16 protein-coding genes are annotated in these 16439 nt (G+C 69.7%); 6 read left to right on the plus strand and 10 right to left on the minus strand.

Annotated elements, in window-relative coordinates; genetic code table 11:
* Positions 1 to 13 precede the first annotated feature (13 nt).
* The 4 genes from KBC94_RS05680 (at position 14) to KBC94_RS05695 (ending at position 2780) form a co-directional block, all read left to right on the plus strand.
* Positions 14 to 1270, plus strand: a complete 1257-nt coding sequence (locus KBC94_RS05680) for a lipoprotein-releasing ABC transporter permease subunit (protein WP_294367303.1) — start codon at positions 14 to 16, stop codon at positions 1268 to 1270.
* On the plus strand, positions 1263 to 2027 hold the full coding sequence (gene lolD / locus KBC94_RS05685) for a lipoprotein-releasing ABC transporter ATP-binding protein LolD (RefSeq protein WP_294367305.1): 765 nt from the start codon (positions 1263 to 1265) through the stop codon (positions 2025 to 2027). Before KBC94_RS05680 ends, lolD begins: the two co-directional genes overlap by 8 nt.
* Positions 2028 to 2178: 151 nt before the next feature.
* Positions 2179 to 2358 carry a type II toxin-antitoxin system HicA family toxin gene (locus KBC94_RS05690; protein WP_294367307.1) on the plus strand — a complete coding sequence of 60 codons (180 nt, stop codon included), beginning with the start codon at positions 2179 to 2181 and terminating at the stop codon, positions 2356 to 2358.
* Positions 2359 to 2384: 26 nt separating this feature from the next.
* Complete coding sequence (locus KBC94_RS05695) at positions 2385 to 2780, plus strand: type II toxin-antitoxin system HicB family antitoxin (RefSeq protein WP_294367308.1); 396 nt, start codon at positions 2385 to 2387, stop codon at positions 2778 to 2780.
* A gap of 26 nt (positions 2781 to 2806) precedes the next feature.
* Here KBC94_RS05695 and KBC94_RS05700 read toward each other — a convergent pair whose 3' ends face one another.
* A complete protein-coding gene (locus KBC94_RS05700; RefSeq protein ID WP_294367310.1) occupies positions 2807 to 3712 on the minus strand; it encodes a LysR family transcriptional regulator in 906 nt (301 codons plus the stop codon).
* Positions 3713 to 3803: 91 nt separating this feature from the next.
* On the opposite strand from KBC94_RS05700, the gene KBC94_RS05705 reads away from it, so the two are divergent.
* Both KBC94_RS05705 and KBC94_RS05710 read left to right on the plus strand, forming a co-directional pair.
* Entirely contained in the window at positions 3804 to 5138 is a 1335-nt protein-coding gene (locus KBC94_RS05705; protein ID WP_294367312.1) for an arylsulfatase, read from the plus strand.
* A gap of 36 nt (positions 5139 to 5174) precedes the next feature.
* The gene (locus KBC94_RS05710; RefSeq protein ID WP_294367315.1) at positions 5175 to 6146 is read left to right on the plus strand and encodes a tripartite tricarboxylate transporter substrate binding protein; all 972 of its coding nucleotides are present in this window, start codon (positions 5175 to 5177) and stop codon (positions 6144 to 6146) included.
* A 27-nt stretch (positions 6147 to 6173) separates the two neighbouring features.
* Here KBC94_RS05710 and KBC94_RS05715 read toward each other — a convergent pair whose 3' ends face one another.
* The 9 genes from KBC94_RS05715 to KBC94_RS05755 form a co-directional block, all read right to left on the minus strand.
* Positions 6174 to 6542 carry a RidA family protein gene (locus KBC94_RS05715; RefSeq protein ID WP_294367316.1) on the minus strand — a complete coding sequence of 123 codons (369 nt, stop codon included), beginning with the start codon at positions 6540 to 6542 and terminating at the stop codon, positions 6174 to 6176.
* A 17-nt stretch (positions 6543 to 6559) separates the two neighbouring features.
* On the minus strand, positions 6560 to 8023 hold the full coding sequence (locus KBC94_RS05720; protein ID WP_294367318.1) for an amidohydrolase family protein: 1464 nt from the start codon (positions 8021 to 8023) through the stop codon (positions 6560 to 6562).
* Positions 8024 to 8048: 25 nt separating this feature from the next.
* Positions 8049 to 9050 (minus strand): oligopeptide/dipeptide ABC transporter ATP-binding protein, encoded by a 1002-nt coding sequence (locus tag KBC94_RS05725; protein WP_294367320.1) that lies wholly within the window; start codon positions 9048 to 9050, stop codon positions 8049 to 8051.
* Complete coding sequence (locus KBC94_RS05730) at positions 9047 to 10084, minus strand: ABC transporter ATP-binding protein (RefSeq protein WP_294367322.1); 1038 nt, start codon at positions 10082 to 10084, stop codon at positions 9047 to 9049. The genes KBC94_RS05725 and KBC94_RS05730 overlap by 4 nt, the downstream gene beginning before the upstream one ends.
* Entirely contained in the window at positions 10081 to 10977 is an 897-nt protein-coding gene (locus tag KBC94_RS05735; RefSeq protein WP_294367324.1) for an ABC transporter permease, read from the minus strand. Before KBC94_RS05735 ends, KBC94_RS05730 begins: the two co-directional genes overlap by 4 nt.
* A 180-nt stretch (positions 10978 to 11157) precedes the next feature.
* On the minus strand, positions 11158 to 12093 hold the full coding sequence (locus KBC94_RS05740; RefSeq protein WP_294367325.1) for an ABC transporter permease: 936 nt from the start codon (positions 12091 to 12093) through the stop codon (positions 11158 to 11160).
* 20 nt (positions 12094 to 12113) lie between these two features.
* Positions 12114 to 13700, minus strand: coding sequence for an ABC transporter substrate-binding protein (locus KBC94_RS05745; RefSeq protein WP_294367327.1), 1587 nt, complete (start codon positions 13698 to 13700; stop codon positions 12114 to 12116).
* Between the two features lie 62 nt (positions 13701 to 13762).
* Positions 13763 to 15205 carry a M81 family metallopeptidase gene (locus tag KBC94_RS05750; RefSeq protein WP_294367626.1) on the minus strand — a complete coding sequence of 481 codons (1443 nt, stop codon included), beginning with the start codon at positions 15203 to 15205 and terminating at the stop codon, positions 13763 to 13765.
* Between the two features lie 21 nt (positions 15206 to 15226).
* Entirely contained in the window at positions 15227 to 16399 is a 1173-nt protein-coding gene (locus KBC94_RS05755; RefSeq protein WP_294367329.1) for an FAD-dependent oxidoreductase, read from the minus strand.
* Positions 16400 to 16439: the final 40 nt, after the last annotated feature.

The following is a 16439-nucleotide window of genomic DNA, read 5'->3' on the forward strand; positions in this document are numbered from 1 at the left end:
TGTCTTCGCATCCATGGCTCTTCCCTACGAACTGCAGCTGGGCTGGCGCTACACACGCGCTGGCCGGGCCACCCGCCGCAACGGCTTCATCTCCTTCATCTCGGGCGTTTCGATGGCGGGCATCGCGCTGGGCGTGGCCGCGCTCATCATCGTGCTGTCGGTGATGAACGGCTTTCAGAAGGAGGTGCGCGACCGCATGCTGGGCGTGGTTTCGCACATCGAGATCTTCTCGCGCGACGGCCAGGCGCTGCAGGATCTGCAGCCCATCATGGACGCGGCCCGCAAGAATCCGCAGGTCATCGGCGCTGCGCCCTTCATCGCCAGCCAGGCGCTGGTCGCCCGCGGCGAAGACATGAAGGGCGCGCTGGTGCGCGGCATCGAGCCCAGGCTCGAACCCGAGGTCACCGACTTTTCGAGCACCGCGCAGAAGGGCGCGCTCGACCGGTTGGTGCCGGGCCAGTTCGGCATCGTGCTGGGCGCCGAGCTGGCGCGCCAGCTCTATGTGCGCGACGGCGACCAGGTGACGCTGATCGCGCCGGGAGGTCAGGTCACGCCGGCCGGCGTGGTGCCGCGCCTCAAGCAGTTCACCGTGGTCGGCACCTTCGATTCGGGCCACTACGAGTACGACTCGGCCCTGGCCATGATCCACGAGCAGGACGCGGCCAAGGTCTTCCGCCTCGAAGGGCCCACCGGCATCCGCCTGAAGCTCAAGGACCTGAACCAGGCCCGCGAGGTGGCCGACGAGCTGGCCAAGACGCTGCCGGGGCAGTTCCTCATCCGTGACTGGACGCGCCAGAACAAGACCTGGTTCTCGGCCGTGCAGGTCGAGAAACGCATGATGTTCATCATCCTCACGCTGATCGTGGCCGTGGCCGCCTTCAACCTGGTGAGCACGCTGGTGATGACGGTGACCGACAAGCGCGCCGACATCGCCATCCTGCGCACGCTGGGCGCGAGCCCGAAGAGCATCATGGGCATCTTCGTGGTGCAGGGCGCCATGGTGGGCGTGATCGGCACCTTCGCCGGCCTGGGGCTGGGCCTGCTGGTGGCCTACAACATCGACATCATCGTGCCGGCCATCGAGCGGCTGCTGCACACGCACTTTTTGCCGCAGGACATCTACCTCATCAGCCGCATGCCCAGCGACCCGCAGCGCAGCGACATCATGCCCATCGCCATCATCTCCCTGGTGCTGGCCTTCGTGGCCACGCTCTACCCCAGCTGGCGCGCCAGCCGCGTGAACCCGGCGGAGGCCCTGCGCTATGAATAAGGCCCCCACGCTTCCTGCTTCGCATGGTGCGCTGCCCCCCGAGGGGGCGCTGCCCGCCTTGGGGCGGCCCGGCGACGGGCACCCCGCCGTCGTGCTCAAGGCCCGCGGCCTGACCAAGCGCTTCCACGAAGGCCGCATCGACCTCACCGTGCTGCATGGCGTGGACCTGGACGTGCGCGCCGGCGAGACCATGGCCATCGTCGGCGCCTCCGGCTCCGGCAAGAGCACGCTGCTGCACCTGCTGGGCGGGCTCGATTCGCCCAGCAGCGGCACGGTGGAGCTCAAGGGCCAGCCCATGGGCCGGCTGGACGCTGCGGCCCAGGGCCGGCTTCGCAACCAGTACCTGGGCTTCGTCTACCAGTTCCACCACCTGCTGCCCGAGTTCAGCGCGCTGGACAACGTGGCCATGCCGCTGAAGATCCGCCGCGAAGCGCCCGAGAAGGCCGCCGAGGCCGCCCGCGCCACGCTGGCCGCCGTGGGCCTGGGTCAGCGCCTGTCGCACCGGCCGGCGGAACTGTCCGGCGGCGAGCGCCAGCGCGTGGCCATCGCCCGTGCGCTGGTCACCCAGCCCGCCTGCGTGCTGGCCGACGAGCCCACCGGCAACCTGGACCGCAGCACGGCCGACACCGTGTTCGCGCTGATGCTGCAGCTGGCCCGCGAGCGCGGCACGGCGTTCGTGATGGTGACGCACGACGAGACGCTGGCCGCACGCTGCGATCGCGTGCTGCGGCTGGTGCAGGGGCGGTTGGCGGACTGACGGGCGCTCCGGTATGCGCGCGGCTCAGCGGACTTTTAATCCGTTGGTCGCCGGTTCGAATGCGGCTTCCAGGTGAATGCGAAACCGATGGGAAGGCCGCCGCTGTGTGCGCATTTGCGCAAACTTGCGCAATGTTGTGTAGAGTTGCGCGATGTCAAGCGACGCGGTCATCAAACAGCTCACGGCCGATGGTTGGTATCTGGTTAACACGGTCGGATCGCATCGCCAATACAAGCATCCGACGAAGCCGGGCAAGGTCACGGTCCCGCACCCTAAGAAGGACCTGCCGATCGGTACCGTCAAAAGCATATTGAAACAGGCTGGACTTTGAGTCCTGGGACTATCGAAGGAACGACGATGCTTTATCCCGTCTACGTCCACAAGGACAAGGACAGTGCCTTTGGCCTGACCTTCCCCGATCTTCCAGGCTGCTTCGCCGCCGCAGACGAGTCCGCCGACATTCCCAGTGCAGCGCAGGAGGCCGTGGAGGCCCACTACGGCAGCGACGCTGACCCCATTCCCGCGCCCACGGGCGTCGATCAGTGGGCAGGCAGCAAGGCCTTCAAGGGCGGCTTCTGGATGCTGGTGGACATCGACCTCACCAAGGTGCGCGACAAGGCCGTGCGTGTGAACGTGAGCATGTCCGAAGCGCTGCTGCAGCGCATCGACCAGTACGCGAGCCAGCGCCGCATCTCGCGCTCGGCGTTCCTGGCTGCGGCCGCAGAGCATGAGATGGCCGAGCGCGAGAACTGACGGTGGAGTCGGACGCTGTGAGGCACTCAGTCCCTGGCCTTGCTCCGTTCCAGCAGTAAACCCCGCAGCGTCTCCATCAACGGCGACCACGCCGACCCCGGCCGCGACAGCAGCACCACCGCCCGCGGGATGCGCAGAGCCGCCACCGGCAACTGCGTGAAGCGCTCGGCCGGCGCCAGCTGCATCAGCGAGCGCGGCAGCAGCGTCACCAGGTCGGTGGCGGCCAGCACCGTCAGGTTCATCTCCGACGAGAAGGGCACCTCGACCACGATCTGCGGCGCGGGCAGCCCCTGCCGCGCGTAGACGGCCTCCACGGTGCGGTAGGCGAAGGAATGCTCGGGCCCGAGCATCCAGCCGTAGGCCGCGACGTCCTTCAGCATCGGCCGCGCGAGCCGCGTGAGCGGATGACCCACGCGCACCAGCGGCAGCAGCGGATCGCTGTCGACCTTGGTGCGCTCGGCCGGCAGCGGCAGGCCCTCGTACGCCGGCACCAGGGCCAGGTCCAGCGTGCCGTCCTGCACCTGGGCGGCGAGGGCGTCGGAGCGGTCCACCCGCATCTTCACGCGCAGGCCGGGCCGCATGGCCAGCATGGGTCCGAGCACCGCGGCCATGCGGTTGCCGCCGGTGGTGTCGGTCACGCCCAGGCGCAGCAGGCCGGCCTGACGGGCGCGCATCTCGTCGGCCAGCAGCACCGTGTCGGCATATTCGGCCTGTAGGCGGCGCATCTGCTCGGCCACCCGCAGGCCGGCCGAGGTCAGCCGCACGCCGCGCACGCTGCGCTCGAAGAGCTGCAGCCCGAACTCGCGCTCCACCCGCTGCATCGCCTTGGTCAGCGCCGACTGGGTCACGCCCTGTTCGTCCGCGGCGGCCGAGAGCTGGCCGTCACGGGCCACGGCGAGGAAGTAGCGGATGTCCTGGATCGAGAGATTCATTCCTGGCATTCATGGCAAGGCGGTGGAACGGGAATGCTAGAAGACGCCGCGCTGTCATAGATTGCAGGCCATCCAATCCCTTTTGCTTTCGATGGCCTCCCACGCTTCTCCCCACATCGTCCTCATCGTGGCCGACAACCTTGGCTGGGGCGAACTCGGCTGCTACGGCGGCGGCGCCCTGCGTGGCGCACCCACGCCGCGCATCGACGCGCTGGCCCGCCAGGGCCTGCTGCTGCAGAACTTCAACGTCGAGAGCGACTGCGTGCCCACGCGCTCGGCGCTCATGTCCGGCCGGCATCCGATCCGCACCGGCTGCCTGCAGTCCGTGCCGCCGGGCCTGCCGCAGGGCCTCACGCGCTGGGAGGTGACGCTGCCGCAGCTGCTGTCGCAGGTCGGCTATGCCACCGCCCATTTCGGAAAGTGGCACCTGGGCGATGTGGCGGGTCGCTTTCCGTCGGACCGCGGCTTCGACGAGTGGTATGGCATTCCGCGCACCACGGACGAGAGCCAGTTCACGTCCTCCGTGGGCTTCGACCCCAGCGTGGTCGACCTGCCCTACATCATGGAAGGCCGTGCCGGCGAGCCCTCGCGCGAGGTGAAGGTCTACGACCTGGAGGCACGCCGCGGCATCGACGCCGACCTGGTGGACCGCTCCTGCGCCTTCATGCAGCGGCATGTGGCGGCGAAGCGGCCGTTCTTTCTGTACCTGCCGCTGGTGCACCTGCACTTTCCGACGCTGCCGCATCCGGACTTTGCCGGGCGCACCGGCAACGGCGACTTCGCCGACTCGATGGCGGAGATGGACCACCGCGTGGGCCAGATCGTCGACGAGGTGGAGCGCCTGGGCATTGCCGACAACACGCTGTTCATCTTCTGCAGCGACAACGGCCCGGAGTTCCGCGCGCCCTACCGCGGAACGGCCGGCCCCTGGCGCGGCACGTATCACACGGCCATGGAAGGCAGCCTGCGCGTGCCCTTCATCGCGCGCTGGCCGGGTCGCATCGAGCCGGGCCGCGTGAGCAACGAGATCGTGCACGTGACCGACCTCTTCACCACCCTGGCCGCCGTGGCCGGTGCCCCATTGCCGCAGGACCGGCCCATCGACGGCGTGGACCAGCGGGCCTTCCTCTTCGGCGAACAGCCGAAGTCGGCGCGCGAGGGCTTTCTCTTCTACATCAAGCAGGAGTTGCGCGCGGCCAAGTGGCGCGACTGGAAGCTGCACTTCTACTGGGAGCCCGAGGTCAACCAGGGCCAGGGCAAGCTGGAGTCGCCCTACCTGTTCAACATCACGCGCGACCCCAAGGAAGAGACCGATGTGCTGGTCTTCAACACCTGGGTCATGGGCCCGGTGCTGCGCATGATCCGCGACTTCAACGCCAGTGCGGCCGCGCATCCGCACACGCCGCCCGGCCAGCTCGACCGCTGAGCGCCGCCCCTCGAACAACTCCCGGAATCAAGCCCCATGAACTCCACCACCACCCGCCGCCATCTGCTGCGCCTTTCGGCGCTCGCACTCTCCGCCATGGCCCTCGGCGCCCATGCCGAAGCGCCCTGGCCCGAAGCGAAGCCCATCACCTGGATCGTGGGCTTCGTGCCCGGCGGCTCGGTGGACGTGCTCACGCGCGCCTTCGCCAAGGCCGTGTCCGACCAGATCGGCCAGTCCATCGTGGTCGACAACGTGCCGGGTGCCTCGGGCGCGCTGGCGCTCAAGCAGGCGGCGCGCGCCAAGGGCGACGGCTACACGCTGGTGACCGTGCCGGGGCCCGTGCTCTTCGGCCAGAAGCAGCCCGAGGTGGGCCGCGAGCTGCAGGCGGTGGGCCTGCTGTCGCAGGGCCCCATCGTGCTGGTGGGCGGTGCGGGGCTGGCGCCGACGGACCTGACGTCGCTGATCGCCGCGATGAAGAAGAACCCGCAGCAGTGGGACTACGCCAGCTCGGGCATCGGCACCGGCCAGCACCTGGCCGGCGAGCTGTTCAACCAGATGGCCGGCACGCAGATGCTGCATGTGCCGTACAAGGGCGGCGGCCAGGCGGTGGTGGACATCGTCGGCGGCCAGGTCAAGCTGGGCATGCTGGGCGTCACACCCGTGCTGGCCCAGATCAAGGCCGGCCAACTGCGTGCCTATGCGGTGACCACGCCCTACCGCATCCCCAGCCTGCCCAGCGTGCCGACCATGAGCGAGGCCGGGCTCAAGGGCTATGAGGCCACGCAGTACTTCGCCGTCGCTGCAGCCAAGGGTGTGCCCGAGCCGGTGGTGGCGCGGCTCAATGCCGCCATCGCCAAGGCGGCCGAGAACCCCCAGGTGAAGGCGGCCCTGGAAGCCGGCGGCCAGTTGCCGGGCCACATGTCGCCCGCCGAGGCGGAGAAGTTCGTGCAGGACAGCCTGCGCAAGTTCGGTGACGTGGCCACCAAGGCCCACATCGTGTTGAACTGAGTGGGTCGGGTCGCTCTGGGTCGCGCCTCAGCCGCCGACCCAGGCCTGGACCTCGATCTCGACCCGCGCGCCCTGGTAGAGGGCTGCCTGCACGCACGAGCGCGCAGGCAGCCCTTGTGTGAAGTGCCGGGCGTATTCCTGGTTGAACGCGGCGAAGTCGCCGAGGTCGGCCAGCCAGATGGTGGCGCGCACCACATCGGCCATGCGGGCACCGCAGTCGGCCAGGTTCTGGGCCACGCGCTCGAGCACGGCGCGCGTCTGCGCCTGGATGTCGCCTTCGATGATGCGGCCCTGGGCATCCATGGGCAGCACGCCCGAGACGAACAGGAAGCCGCCGGCGCGCACCGCCTTCGAGAAGGGCACCGGCAGCGGGGTGGGAAAGCGTTCGATGGGCATCGTGGTTGCGCAGTGCCTCAGTGGGACGGGGCCGCCTGGCGGCGGATGACCTGACCCTGGCGCGCGCCCGTGTGCCGGCCGCCCTGCCAGGTGATGGCGCCATTGACGATGACCGCCTCGATGCCTTCCGCGGGCCGCGTGGGCTCGGCATAGTCAGCCGCGTCGCGCACGGTGCCGGCATCGAAGACCACGATATCGGCGGCCTGGCCGGCTTCCAGCGTGCCCCGGCCGTGAAGCCCGAAGTTGCGGGCCGTGAGCCCGGTCATCTTCCAGACGGCGGTCTCCAGCGGAAACAGGCCGACGTCGCGGCTGTAATGGCCCAGCACGCGTGGGAAGGTGCCCCACAGCCGCGGATGCGGCTTGCTGCCGACGGGGATGCCGTCCGAGCCGATCATGGTGTCGTCGAAGGCCAGGATGCGCTGCACATCGCCCTCGTCCATCAGGAAGTAGATGGCGCTGCCCGGCTGCAGCCGGCGCGCGGCCTCCACGCGGTCCACGCCCCAGTCGCGGGCGATGTCGTCCAGGTCGCGGCCGGCGCATTCCGGATGCGGCAGGCTCTCGGCGATCAGCACGCGGCCTTCGAGCATGCCTCGGTCCGCGCGGATCATGGTCGAGCCCGCCGTGTAGGGATAGCAGTCGAGGCACACGCGCTGGCGCTGCATGGCCTCGCGGATGAAGGGCAGCGTGACCTGCGACTTGCCGAAGTTGGGCGTGTTCTGCACCTTGTGGTGGGAGACGACCACCGGCACGTCGAGTTCGCGGCCGATGCGGAAGGTCTCTTCCAGCGAGCTCATCACCTGGTCGGACTCGTCGCGCATGTGGGTGACGTACAGGCCCCCGGCGGCGGTGAGCGGCCGGCAGACTTCGATGATCTCCTCCGTGGTGGCCTTCACCGCGGGCGGATAGAAGGTGCCGGTGGAGACGCCGATGGCGCCTGCGTCCATCGCTTCCTGCACCAGCGCGCGCATGCGTGCGATCTCCTCGCCGTTCGCTTCGCGGTCCAGTGCCGGCATGGTGACGGCGCGCAGGGTGGAGTGGCCGACCATCGCGGCCACGTTGACCGACGAGGGGCGGGCGCGCAGCGCATCCAGGTAATCGGCGAAGCGGGTGAAGCGCTCCCCGGCGGGCACGTCGATCAGGTTGAGCGGCATGGGCAGGTCCATGTCCCGCCGCAGCGGCGCGGCGCTGATGCCGCAGTTGCCGGCGATCACGGTGGTGACGCCTTGCGACACCTTAAACGGGATCTGCGGCTGCGACAGCACCGCCTGGTCGTCGTGCGTGTGCGAGTCGATGAAGCCGGGCGCCACGATGCGCCCCGTCGCATCGATCTCCTGGGCGGCCCGATGGCCGGCCAGATCGCCGATGGCGCGCAGGCGGCCGTCGCGCACCGCCACGTCCGCGCGAAAGCGGGGCGTCCGGCGGCCGTCGATGACGGTGCCGCCGCGGATGATCAGGTCGTGGTCACGGGTGCTGTCGGTCATGGTGTGGGGCAGTGATGGCGGAGGGTCAGCGGAAGTGGCAGGCCGCCTGATGGCCGTCGCCACGGGACGTGAGGGCGGGCGCCTGCTCGGCACACAGCGGCTGGGCCAGTGGACAGCGCGTGTGGAAGCGACAGCCCGGCGGTGGATGGGCCGGGCTCGGTGGATCGCCCTGCAGCAGGATGCGCCGTGCCGGCGTGCGCGGGTTGGGCACGGGCACGGCTGACAGCAGGATCTCGGTGTAGGGATGTCGCGGCTGGGAGAAGACGGCATCGCGCGGGCCGATCTCGACGATGCGGCCGAGGTACATCACCGCCACGCGGTGGCTGATGTGGCGCACCACGGCCAGGTCGTGCGCGACGAACAGGTAGGCGATGCCGAATTCCGCCTGCAGGTCCATCAGCAGGTTGACCACCTGCGCCTGCACCGACACGTCCAGTGCCGAGACGGGCTCGTCGCAGACGATGAGCTTGGGGTTGAGGGCCAGCGCGCGGGCGATGCCCAACCGCTGGCGCTGCCCGCCGGAGAACTCGTGCGGGTACTTGGACGTGGCCTCCGGACGCAGGCCCACCTTCTCGAACAGCCAGCGCACCCGCTCCTGGCGTGCGGCCGCGGAGGACATGCCGAAGTTGCGCAGCGGTTCGGCCACGATCTCGCCGGCGCGCAGGCGCGGGCTCAGCGAGGCATAGGGGTCCTGGAAGATGATCTGCACGTCCCGCCGCCGCAGGCGCATCTGCTCGGGCGACAGGGCGAGCAGATCCTCGCCGTCCAGCCGCACCGACCCCGAGGTGGGCTCGATCAGGCGCATCACCGACTTGGCGGTGGTGGTCTTGCCGCAGCCCGATTCACCCACCAGCGACAGCGTCTCGCCGCGTGCGATGTCGAACGAGACCTCGTCCACCGCCTGCACGGGCGGTCTGGGGCGCGCCAGCCAGCGCCGCGGCGACACATAGTGCTTGCGCAGGGCATGCACCGACAGAAGAGGCGCTGCGCCGGCGTTCGGAATCGCGCTCGTGGCGGTGGCAGTCATGCGGCGGGCTCCAGGGCATGGGTCGGCAGGCGTGCCTCCTGCACGGCAAAGCAGGCGACGGCGTGATCGCCGCCTTCGCGCATCAGGGGCGGCACCTCGTTGCGGCAGCGGTCGGCGGCCCACGGACAGCGCTCCGCGAAGGCGCAGCCGCGCCTGGGCGCCTGCGGCGAAGGAACCAGCCCGGGGATCTCGGTCAGACGTGCGCTGTGCGTGTTCATCGCGGGCATCGATGCCATGAGCGCACGCGTGTAGGGATGCAGCGGCCGGTCGAAGAGATCGACCACGTCGGCCTCTTCGACGGTGCGGCCGGCATACATCACGACCACGCGGTGGCAGCTCTCGGCCACGACGCCCAGGTCGTGCGTGATCATCACCACGCCCATGCCGAGCTCCTGTTGCAAGCGGCGGATGAGGTCGAGGATCTGGGCCTGGATCGTCACGTCCAGCGCCGTGGTGGGCTCGTCGGCGATCAGCACCTCGGGGTTGCAGGCCAGGGCCAGCGCGATCATCACCCGCTGGCGCATGCCGCCCGACAGCTGGTGCGGGTATTCGTGCACGCGGCGTTCGGGCTCGGGAATCTGGACCAGCCGCAGCATCTCCACGGCGCGCGCCAGGGCCTGCGCGCGGCCTGCGCCCTGGTGCAGCTGCACCGTCTCGGCGATCTGCCGGCCCACCGTGAGCACCGGGTTGAGCGAGGTCATCGGCTCCTGGAAGATCATCGAGATGCGGTTGCCGCGGATGGCGCGCATCTGCTTCTCGCTCAGGGTCAGCAGGTCGGTGCCGCGCAGACGCACCTGGCCGCGGATGCGGGCAGGCGGCGTGGCCAGCAGCCGCATGATGGACAGGGCCGTCACGCTCTTGCCGCAGCCCGACTCGCCCACCACGCCCAGGGTCTGGCCGGCGCGCACGGTGTAGCTCACGCCGTCGACGGACCGTGCGGGGCCGGTGAGTGTGTCGAAATGGGTGTGCAGGTCCTGCACTTCCAGCAGGGTCTCGCCCACCGGCAGGCGGGGCTGGGGGGAAGCGGCTGTCATAGCTGGCGGGCCAGGCGGGGGTCCAGCGCGTCGCGCAGGCCGTCGCCCAGCAGGTTGATGGCCAGGACCGTGGCCGCCAGCAGCAGCCCGGGATACAGGATGATGTGGAAGGCGACGGCCACGAAGTTGCGGCCCTCGGCCATCATGTTGCCCCAGCTCGGCGTGGTAGAGGGCACGCCCACGCCCAGGAAGGACAGTGAGGCCTCGATGAGCACGGCCGAGGCTGCGACGAAGGTGGCCTGGACGACCACGGGCGCGATCATGTTGGGCAGCACATGCCGCACCAGGATGGTGGGCAGCCGTGTGCCCACGGCATGGGCGGCCTCGACGAACAGCTGCTCGCGCAGCGTGAGTGCCAGCGATCGCACCAGCCGGACCACGCGCGGAATCTCCGGAACGGTGATGGCGACGATCACCGTCGTCAGGCTGGCGCGCGTGATGGCCATGAGCGCAATGGCCAGCAGGATGCCCGGGATCGCCATCAGCCCGTCCATGACGCGCATCACCGGCCCCTCGGCCCAGCGCACGAAGCCCGCCACCAGGCCCAGGAACACGCCGGCCACCGTCGCCAGCACGGCCACCGACAGCCCGACGAGCAGGGAGACGCGCGCGCCCCACACCGCCCGGCTGTAGACATCCCGGCCCAGGGCATCGGTGCCGAACCAGTGCTCGGCCGACGGCGCCTGCAGCCGCGCCAGCGGATCGATGTCCTGTGGGTCGTAGGTGGCGAGCCATGGCGCCGCGAACGCGAGCATCACCATGGCCACCAGCAACAGCGCCCCCAGGATCAGCGTCGGGTGCTTGCGCGCCCAGCGAAAGCGCGGCACCTTGAAGGGAACGTCGGCACCTGCGTTCGGTGGCGACACGCCCGCGGCGGAAGCCGTGGAGCTCATTTCATTTCTCCTGAGTGCTTCGCATGAAGCCGGCACGCGAACATCCCTCGAATGGCCGCGGAGCAGGCCAAGCCAGGGCGCCCGAGGAACTGGCTTTGCCAGGCCTCTGGGCGCGCCCCCCTCCAAGCCGAAGGCGCAAGAGAGGGGGGAGCCGCGAAGCGGCATGGGGGGTGTCTCATCTCAATACCTGATGCGAGGATCGAAGAGCCGATAGCTCAGATCGATCAGCAGGTTGATCAGCACATACACCCCGGCCGACAGCAGCAACACGCTCTGGATGACCGGGTAGTCGTGCCGCTGCACCGAATCGACCACGAGCCGGCCCACGCCGGGCAGTGCGAACACGGTCTCGGTGACCACCACGCCGCCGATGAGCAGCGCGATGCCCATGCCGACCGTGGTCGCGATGGGCACGGCCGCATTGCGCAGCGCATGCCCCAGCACCGGCAGCACGCCCAGGCCCTTGGCGCGGGCGGTGCGGATGTAGTCCTCCTGCAGCACTTCGAGCACGGTGGCCCGGGTCATGCGCGTGATGAGGGCGATGTACACCAGCGCCAGGTTCAGGCAGGGCAGCGCGAGCGAGCGCAGCCAGGGAAGGACGCCCTCGGAGAGGGGCACATAGCCCTGCACCGGAAACCAGTCCAGCCGCACCGCCAGGCCATAGATGAGCAGGTAGCCGACGAGGAAGGCCGGAACGGAGAAGGACAGCACCGCGAACACCATCACCAGCCGGTCGATGAAGGCACCCGCCTTCCAGGCGGCCAGCGTGCCCAGCGGCACGGCCAGCAGCAGCGTGAGGGTGATCGTGAGCAGCGCGATCGACAGCGTGGGCTCCAGCCGCTGGGCCAGCAGCTGCGTGACCGGCACCTGCGTGAAGATGGAGGTGCCCAGGTCGCCCGTGGCCAGGCGGCCCAGCCACAGCGCGAACTGCCGCCACAGCGGCTGGTCCAGGCCGAGCGCGGCGCGCAGGCGGGCGATGTCGTCCGCCGTGGCCAGGTCGCCGGCGATCAGGGCCGCAGGATCGCCCGGCGACAGGTGGATTAGCAGGAAGACGACCACCGCCACCACCGCCATCACGGGCACGGTGGCCGCCAGGCGCCGCAGGATGTAGCCCATGCCGTATCAGTCCCCGTGCGTCACTTGTCGAGCTGCCAGACCAGCGGCAGACCGCCGCTGAGCTTCTCGACACCCTTGAGCTCCTTGCGGGCCGCGATGGCGGGCGAGTACTGGCCCACGTTCACGTAGGGCAGGGCCTCCCAGGCGCGGGCGTGGAAGGCGTCGAGCGCCTCCTTGCGCCGGGCCGGGTCGGTGGCCTTCAACCAGGCCATGCGCAGTTCGTCCAGCTTCTGATCGCAGGGCCAGCCGGGCAGGCTGTTGCCGCAGGCGGCACTGAGGTAGGCGTTGGTGATCGGCGAATCGGCGTCGAAGCCGCCGGCCACGGTCACGTACATGCTCCAGCCGCCGGCGTCCGGTGCCTCGCGCTTGGCACGCCGGGCGCCGATGGTGGCCCAGTCGGAGGTCTGCACGTCGACGTTCATGCCCAGGCTGCGCAGCGTCTGGACGGCCATCAGGCCTTCGGCATTGAGGTAGGTGACGTCGCTGGGCAGCAGCAGCACCACCTTCTCGCCCTTGTAGCCTGCGTCGGCGAGCATCTTCTTGGCCTGGGCCAGGTCGGGCGTGCGGAAGGGCTCGGCACCGGCGAAGCTCTCGTTGGGCCCGCCGCAGAGGAAGAAGCTCACGCAGCTGGTCAGGCGCATGTCGCGCGGGTAGCCCATCGCCGCCATGAAGCGTTCCTGGTTCACCGCCTTGGCCACCGCCTGGCGCACCTTGGGATTGTTGAAGGGCGGATGCAGCTGGTTCATGACCATCCAGCCCTGCCAGGAGCCCGAGGCCTGCACCTTGACGTTGGCGTCCGCACGCAGCGGCAGGATGTAGTCGGGCGGCACCTGCTCGATGAGGTCGACCTCGCCCTTCTGCAGTGCCGAGATGGCGCTGTTGGCGTCGGGCAGGTACAGCCACTCGACGCGGTCGAAGGCCGACTTCTTGCTGCCCGCGAGGTTGCTGGCGGCCTCGGTGCGTGGCACGTAGTGCGGGTTGCGCACGAACACCGCCTTGTTGCCCGGTACCCATTCATCGCGCTTGAACACATACGGGCCCGAGCCCAGCACCTCGGAGATCGGCGAGGTGGTGGGCAGCTTGGCCAGCCGCTCCGGCATGACGACCGGCGGGAAGCCCGAAGGCTTGGAGAGCCCTTCCAGCACCAGGCCGAAGGGTTCCTTGAGCGTGAGCGTGAAGGTCGTGGCGTCCACCGCCTTCCACTCGGGCGAGGAGATCGCCGTCATCGCGCGGCCGATGCTGTCGCGCCCGGTCCAGCGCTGCATGGAGGCCACCGCGTCGGCGGCGGTCACGGGGCTGCCGTCCGAGAACTTGAGGCCGGGCCGCAGGGTGAAGGTCCAGAGCCGGCCATCCTTCGAGGTGCTGTACTTGTCCACCATCTGCGGCTTCGGCACGCCCTTGTCGTCCAGGCCGAAGAGCATGTCGTAGACCATGTAGCCGAAGTTGCGGGTGATGTAGGCCGTGGTGAAGGTCGGGTCCAGGATCTTCACGTCGGCATGGGCCACGACCTTCAGCGTCTTGGTCTGGGCCAGTGCGGGCAGGCTGCACAGGCTGGCGGCGGCACCCAGGCTCAGGGCGGCGAGAGAGGCAAGCAGTCGTCGTTTCATCGTGGGGACTCCGGAAGGCGGGGAGGACGGGGGAATGCGGACAGGAAGGAGGGACGGGCGCGTCAGTCGAGTGGCCACTTGGGCCGGCGCACCTTGCGGTAGGGCAGGGTGCGCAGATCGAGCGTCACGGCGCCGGGCGCGGCCGCGTAGATCACATGCCGGCCCACCTTCGAGAAGGAGGCCTGGAAGTGCTGCGACGACTTGACCACCACGATCTTCTTGGCGGCCAGGTCGCAGCCGAGCTGGGTGAAGGCATCGGTGCCCATGGCCTGGTTGCGCAGCGTGATCAGCAGGATCTCGATGCCCGCGGTCTCGACCAGCGCGCTGTCTCCGACCGGAAAGGGCGCGCCGCCCAGGCCGGTCATCACCATCTCGGGCATCACGGCCTTGACCGTGCAGTCGAGGTCCAGCGGGTCGCCGGACAGCGGGCCGATCTTGCCGCCGATGCGAAGGGCCAGCCGCGCGCCGGCGCCCGCCTCGAAGGCGATGCGCGCGGCGATGGGGTCCCACATCGGGCCGATGGCCGCGTTGCCGATGCCGCGTTCGAGCATCCGCCGCAGGATGAAGGTGGAATCGCCGGCCGCGCCGCCGCCCGGGTTGTCGGCGCCATCGGCAATGATCACCGGCCCGCCGTCGAAGGCCAGGGCCTCGTCCAGCGCGGCGTCGATGGCCGGATAGGACACGGCGAGCGCCTCGCGCAGGCCGATCAACTCGTCCGCCAGCTGGCGTGCCAATGCCTGGGCCTTGGCGGCGTCCCCATCGGCATAGACCAGCAGCTTGGTGCCCATGTCCGGCACGTCGCCCCAGGCAAAGCCGTGCGACACCGAGATGGACAGGATGCCGTCCCTGCCCTCCAGCGCCTGGATGCGGTCCACGAAGCCGCGCGCCGGCTGCCGCGAGGTGTGCATGGTGACGATCATGTCGCAGTCCACCACCGCGGCCACGGGCCGGACGCGGCCCTGCACCTGGGCGGCGCACAGGTCCACCAGCTCGAAGGCGCGATCGAGCACGTCGGTGTGGGGATATTCCTTGTAGGCGATCAGCAGGTCGGCGTTGTCGACCATGGCTGCGGTGAGATGGTTGTGCGGGTCCAGCTCCGCGCCGACCACCACGCCGGGGCCGACGATGGCCCGAACGCGCGCCAGCAGGTCGCCCTCGCAGTCGTCGTAGCCGTCGGCGACCATGGCGCCGTGCAGGCCCAGCACGACCATGTCCACCGGGAGCGCCGCCTGGAGATCGGCCAGCAGCTCATCGCGGAGGCTTTCGTAGGCCTGGCGCGTGGTGGTGCCGCTGGGCTGGGCTGCGGCCACCATGCCTTCCTTCAGGATCCAGCCGGCCTCCTTGCCGCGCAGCCGCGCGGCCCACAGCGGGCCGGCGAAGAACACCATGGTGTCCGGGTGCTCGCCGGCCTTGAAGTAGCCGCGGTCACGGAACGACGCCATGCCCGTGGGCATGGGGGCGAAGGTGTTGGTCTCGGTCGCCAGGCAGGCGCTGAAGACGCGCAGAGGGGTCATGGCAGTGGGCTTTCAGGCAGTGGACGCGAGGCGCAGGCGCCGGGGAGAGAGCATGTCGGCCGTCAGGCCGAAGGCCGCCAGGTGGGCCGGAATGGGCAGGCCGCGCAGGAGGGCGGCACAGGCCTCGCCCATGGCGGCCGAGGTCTGGATGCCGTAGCCGCCCTGGGCTGCAAGCCAGAAGAAGTCCGGCGCCTCGGCGTCGAAGCCACCCACGAGGTCGCCATCGGGCACGAAGGAGCGCAGCCCGGCCCAGGTTCGGCTGGGCCGCCGGATGTGCAGCGTGGTCATGCGCTCGATGGCGTCGATGGCCAGGGCCACGTCCAGCTCTTCGGGCTGCACGTCGTGCGGAAGCACCGGATCGGCATTGGCGGGCGAGCCCAGCAGCACGCCCGCATCGGGCTTGATGTACCAGGTCTCCGATGCGGCGATGGTCATGGGCCAGTCGTGCACGGTCACGCCCTCGGGCGGTGCGAAGGTGAAGGCGGTCCGGCGCCGCGGCTGCAGGCCCAGGCCCGGCAGCCCGGCAAGCGCCGCCACCTCGTCGGCCCAGGCACCGGCCGCATTGACCAGCACGGGCGCGCTGCACCGGTGGCTGCCCGCCTGGACATGCCAGCCGTCGCCCGTGCGCTCGATGTGCCGCACCGGGGCATCGCAGAGCAGCTGCGCGCCCTGGCGCCGCGCGCCGCGCAGATAGCCCTGGTGGATGGCATGCACGTCCATGTCGGCGGCGTCGGGTTCGAGGACGGCGCCGATGACTTGCTCCGGCCGCAGCACGGGCACCAGCGCACAGGCCTCGCTGGCATCGAGCCTGCGTGCATGCGGGTTGGTGGCGCGCAGCACGTCCCACCATTCCTCCAGCGCGGCTTCGTCGCCATGGGTGCCCAGCACCATGGCGCCGCGCGGCGTGAGCAAGGGGTGCTCGGCGAAACCGGCGGGCGGCGCATCGAAGAAGGGACGGCTGGCCCGCGTGAGCGTGCGCACCTGATGAGTGCCGTAGCTCTCCATGAAAAGCGCAGCCGACCGCCCGGTCGCGTGGTAGCCGGGCTGCGACTCGGCCTCCAGCAACAGCACCCGGCCATGCGGCGCGAGCCAGTAGGCCACCGACGCGCCTGCAATGCCGGCCCCGACCACGATGAAGTCGGCCGTCGAGCAGGCGGCGGTGGAGGGTGAGGTGTCGGACGGCATCGCTGAAGTCTAGGAACAAATTTGCGTATACGCAAAAAGA

Origin of the sequence: Pseudacidovorax sp. (genome assembly GCF_017991995.1) — a bacterium.
GTDB lineage: Bacteria > Pseudomonadota > Gammaproteobacteria > Burkholderiales > Burkholderiaceae_C > Xenophilus.

Coding starts and splice junctions, on each gene's coding strand:
- KBC94_RS05680 (WP_294367303.1), top strand. CDS start 14: ATGGCTCTTCCCTACGAACTGCAGCTGGGCTGGCGCTACACACGCGCT.
- lolD (WP_294367305.1), top strand. CDS start 1,263: ATGAATAAGGCCCCCACGCTTCCTGCTTCGCATGGTGCGCTGCCCCCC.
- KBC94_RS05690 (WP_294367307.1), top strand. CDS start 2,179: ATGTCAAGCGACGCGGTCATCAAACAGCTCACGGCCGATGGTTGGTAT.
- KBC94_RS05695 (WP_294367308.1), top strand. CDS start 2,385: ATGCTTTATCCCGTCTACGTCCACAAGGACAAGGACAGTGCCTTTGGC.
- KBC94_RS05700 (WP_294367310.1), bottom strand. CDS start 3,712: ATGAATCTCTCGATCCAGGACATCCGCTACTTCCTCGCCGTGGCCCGT.
- KBC94_RS05705 (WP_294367312.1), top strand. CDS start 3,804: ATGGCCTCCCACGCTTCTCCCCACATCGTCCTCATCGTGGCCGACAAC.
- KBC94_RS05710 (WP_294367315.1), top strand. CDS start 5,175: ATGAACTCCACCACCACCCGCCGCCATCTGCTGCGCCTTTCGGCGCTC.
- KBC94_RS05715 (WP_294367316.1), bottom strand. CDS start 6,542: ATGCCCATCGAACGCTTTCCCACCCCGCTGCCGGTGCCCTTCTCGAAG.
- KBC94_RS05720 (WP_294367318.1), bottom strand. CDS start 8,023: ATGACCGACAGCACCCGTGACCACGACCTGATCATCCGCGGCGGCACC.
- KBC94_RS05725 (WP_294367320.1), bottom strand. CDS start 9,050: ATGACTGCCACCGCCACGAGCGCGATTCCGAACGCCGGCGCAGCGCCT.
- KBC94_RS05730 (WP_294367322.1), bottom strand. CDS start 10,084: ATGACAGCCGCTTCCCCCCAGCCCCGCCTGCCGGTGGGCGAGACCCTG.
- KBC94_RS05735 (WP_294367324.1), bottom strand. CDS start 10,977: ATGAGCTCCACGGCTTCCGCCGCGGGCGTGTCGCCACCGAACGCAGGT.
- KBC94_RS05740 (WP_294367325.1), bottom strand. CDS start 12,093: ATGGGCTACATCCTGCGGCGCCTGGCGGCCACCGTGCCCGTGATGGCG.
- KBC94_RS05745 (WP_294367327.1), bottom strand. CDS start 13,700: ATGAAACGACGACTGCTTGCCTCTCTCGCCGCCCTGAGCCTGGGTGCC.
- KBC94_RS05755 (WP_294367329.1), bottom strand. CDS start 16,399: ATGCCGTCCGACACCTCACCCTCCACCGCCGCCTGCTCGACGGCCGAC.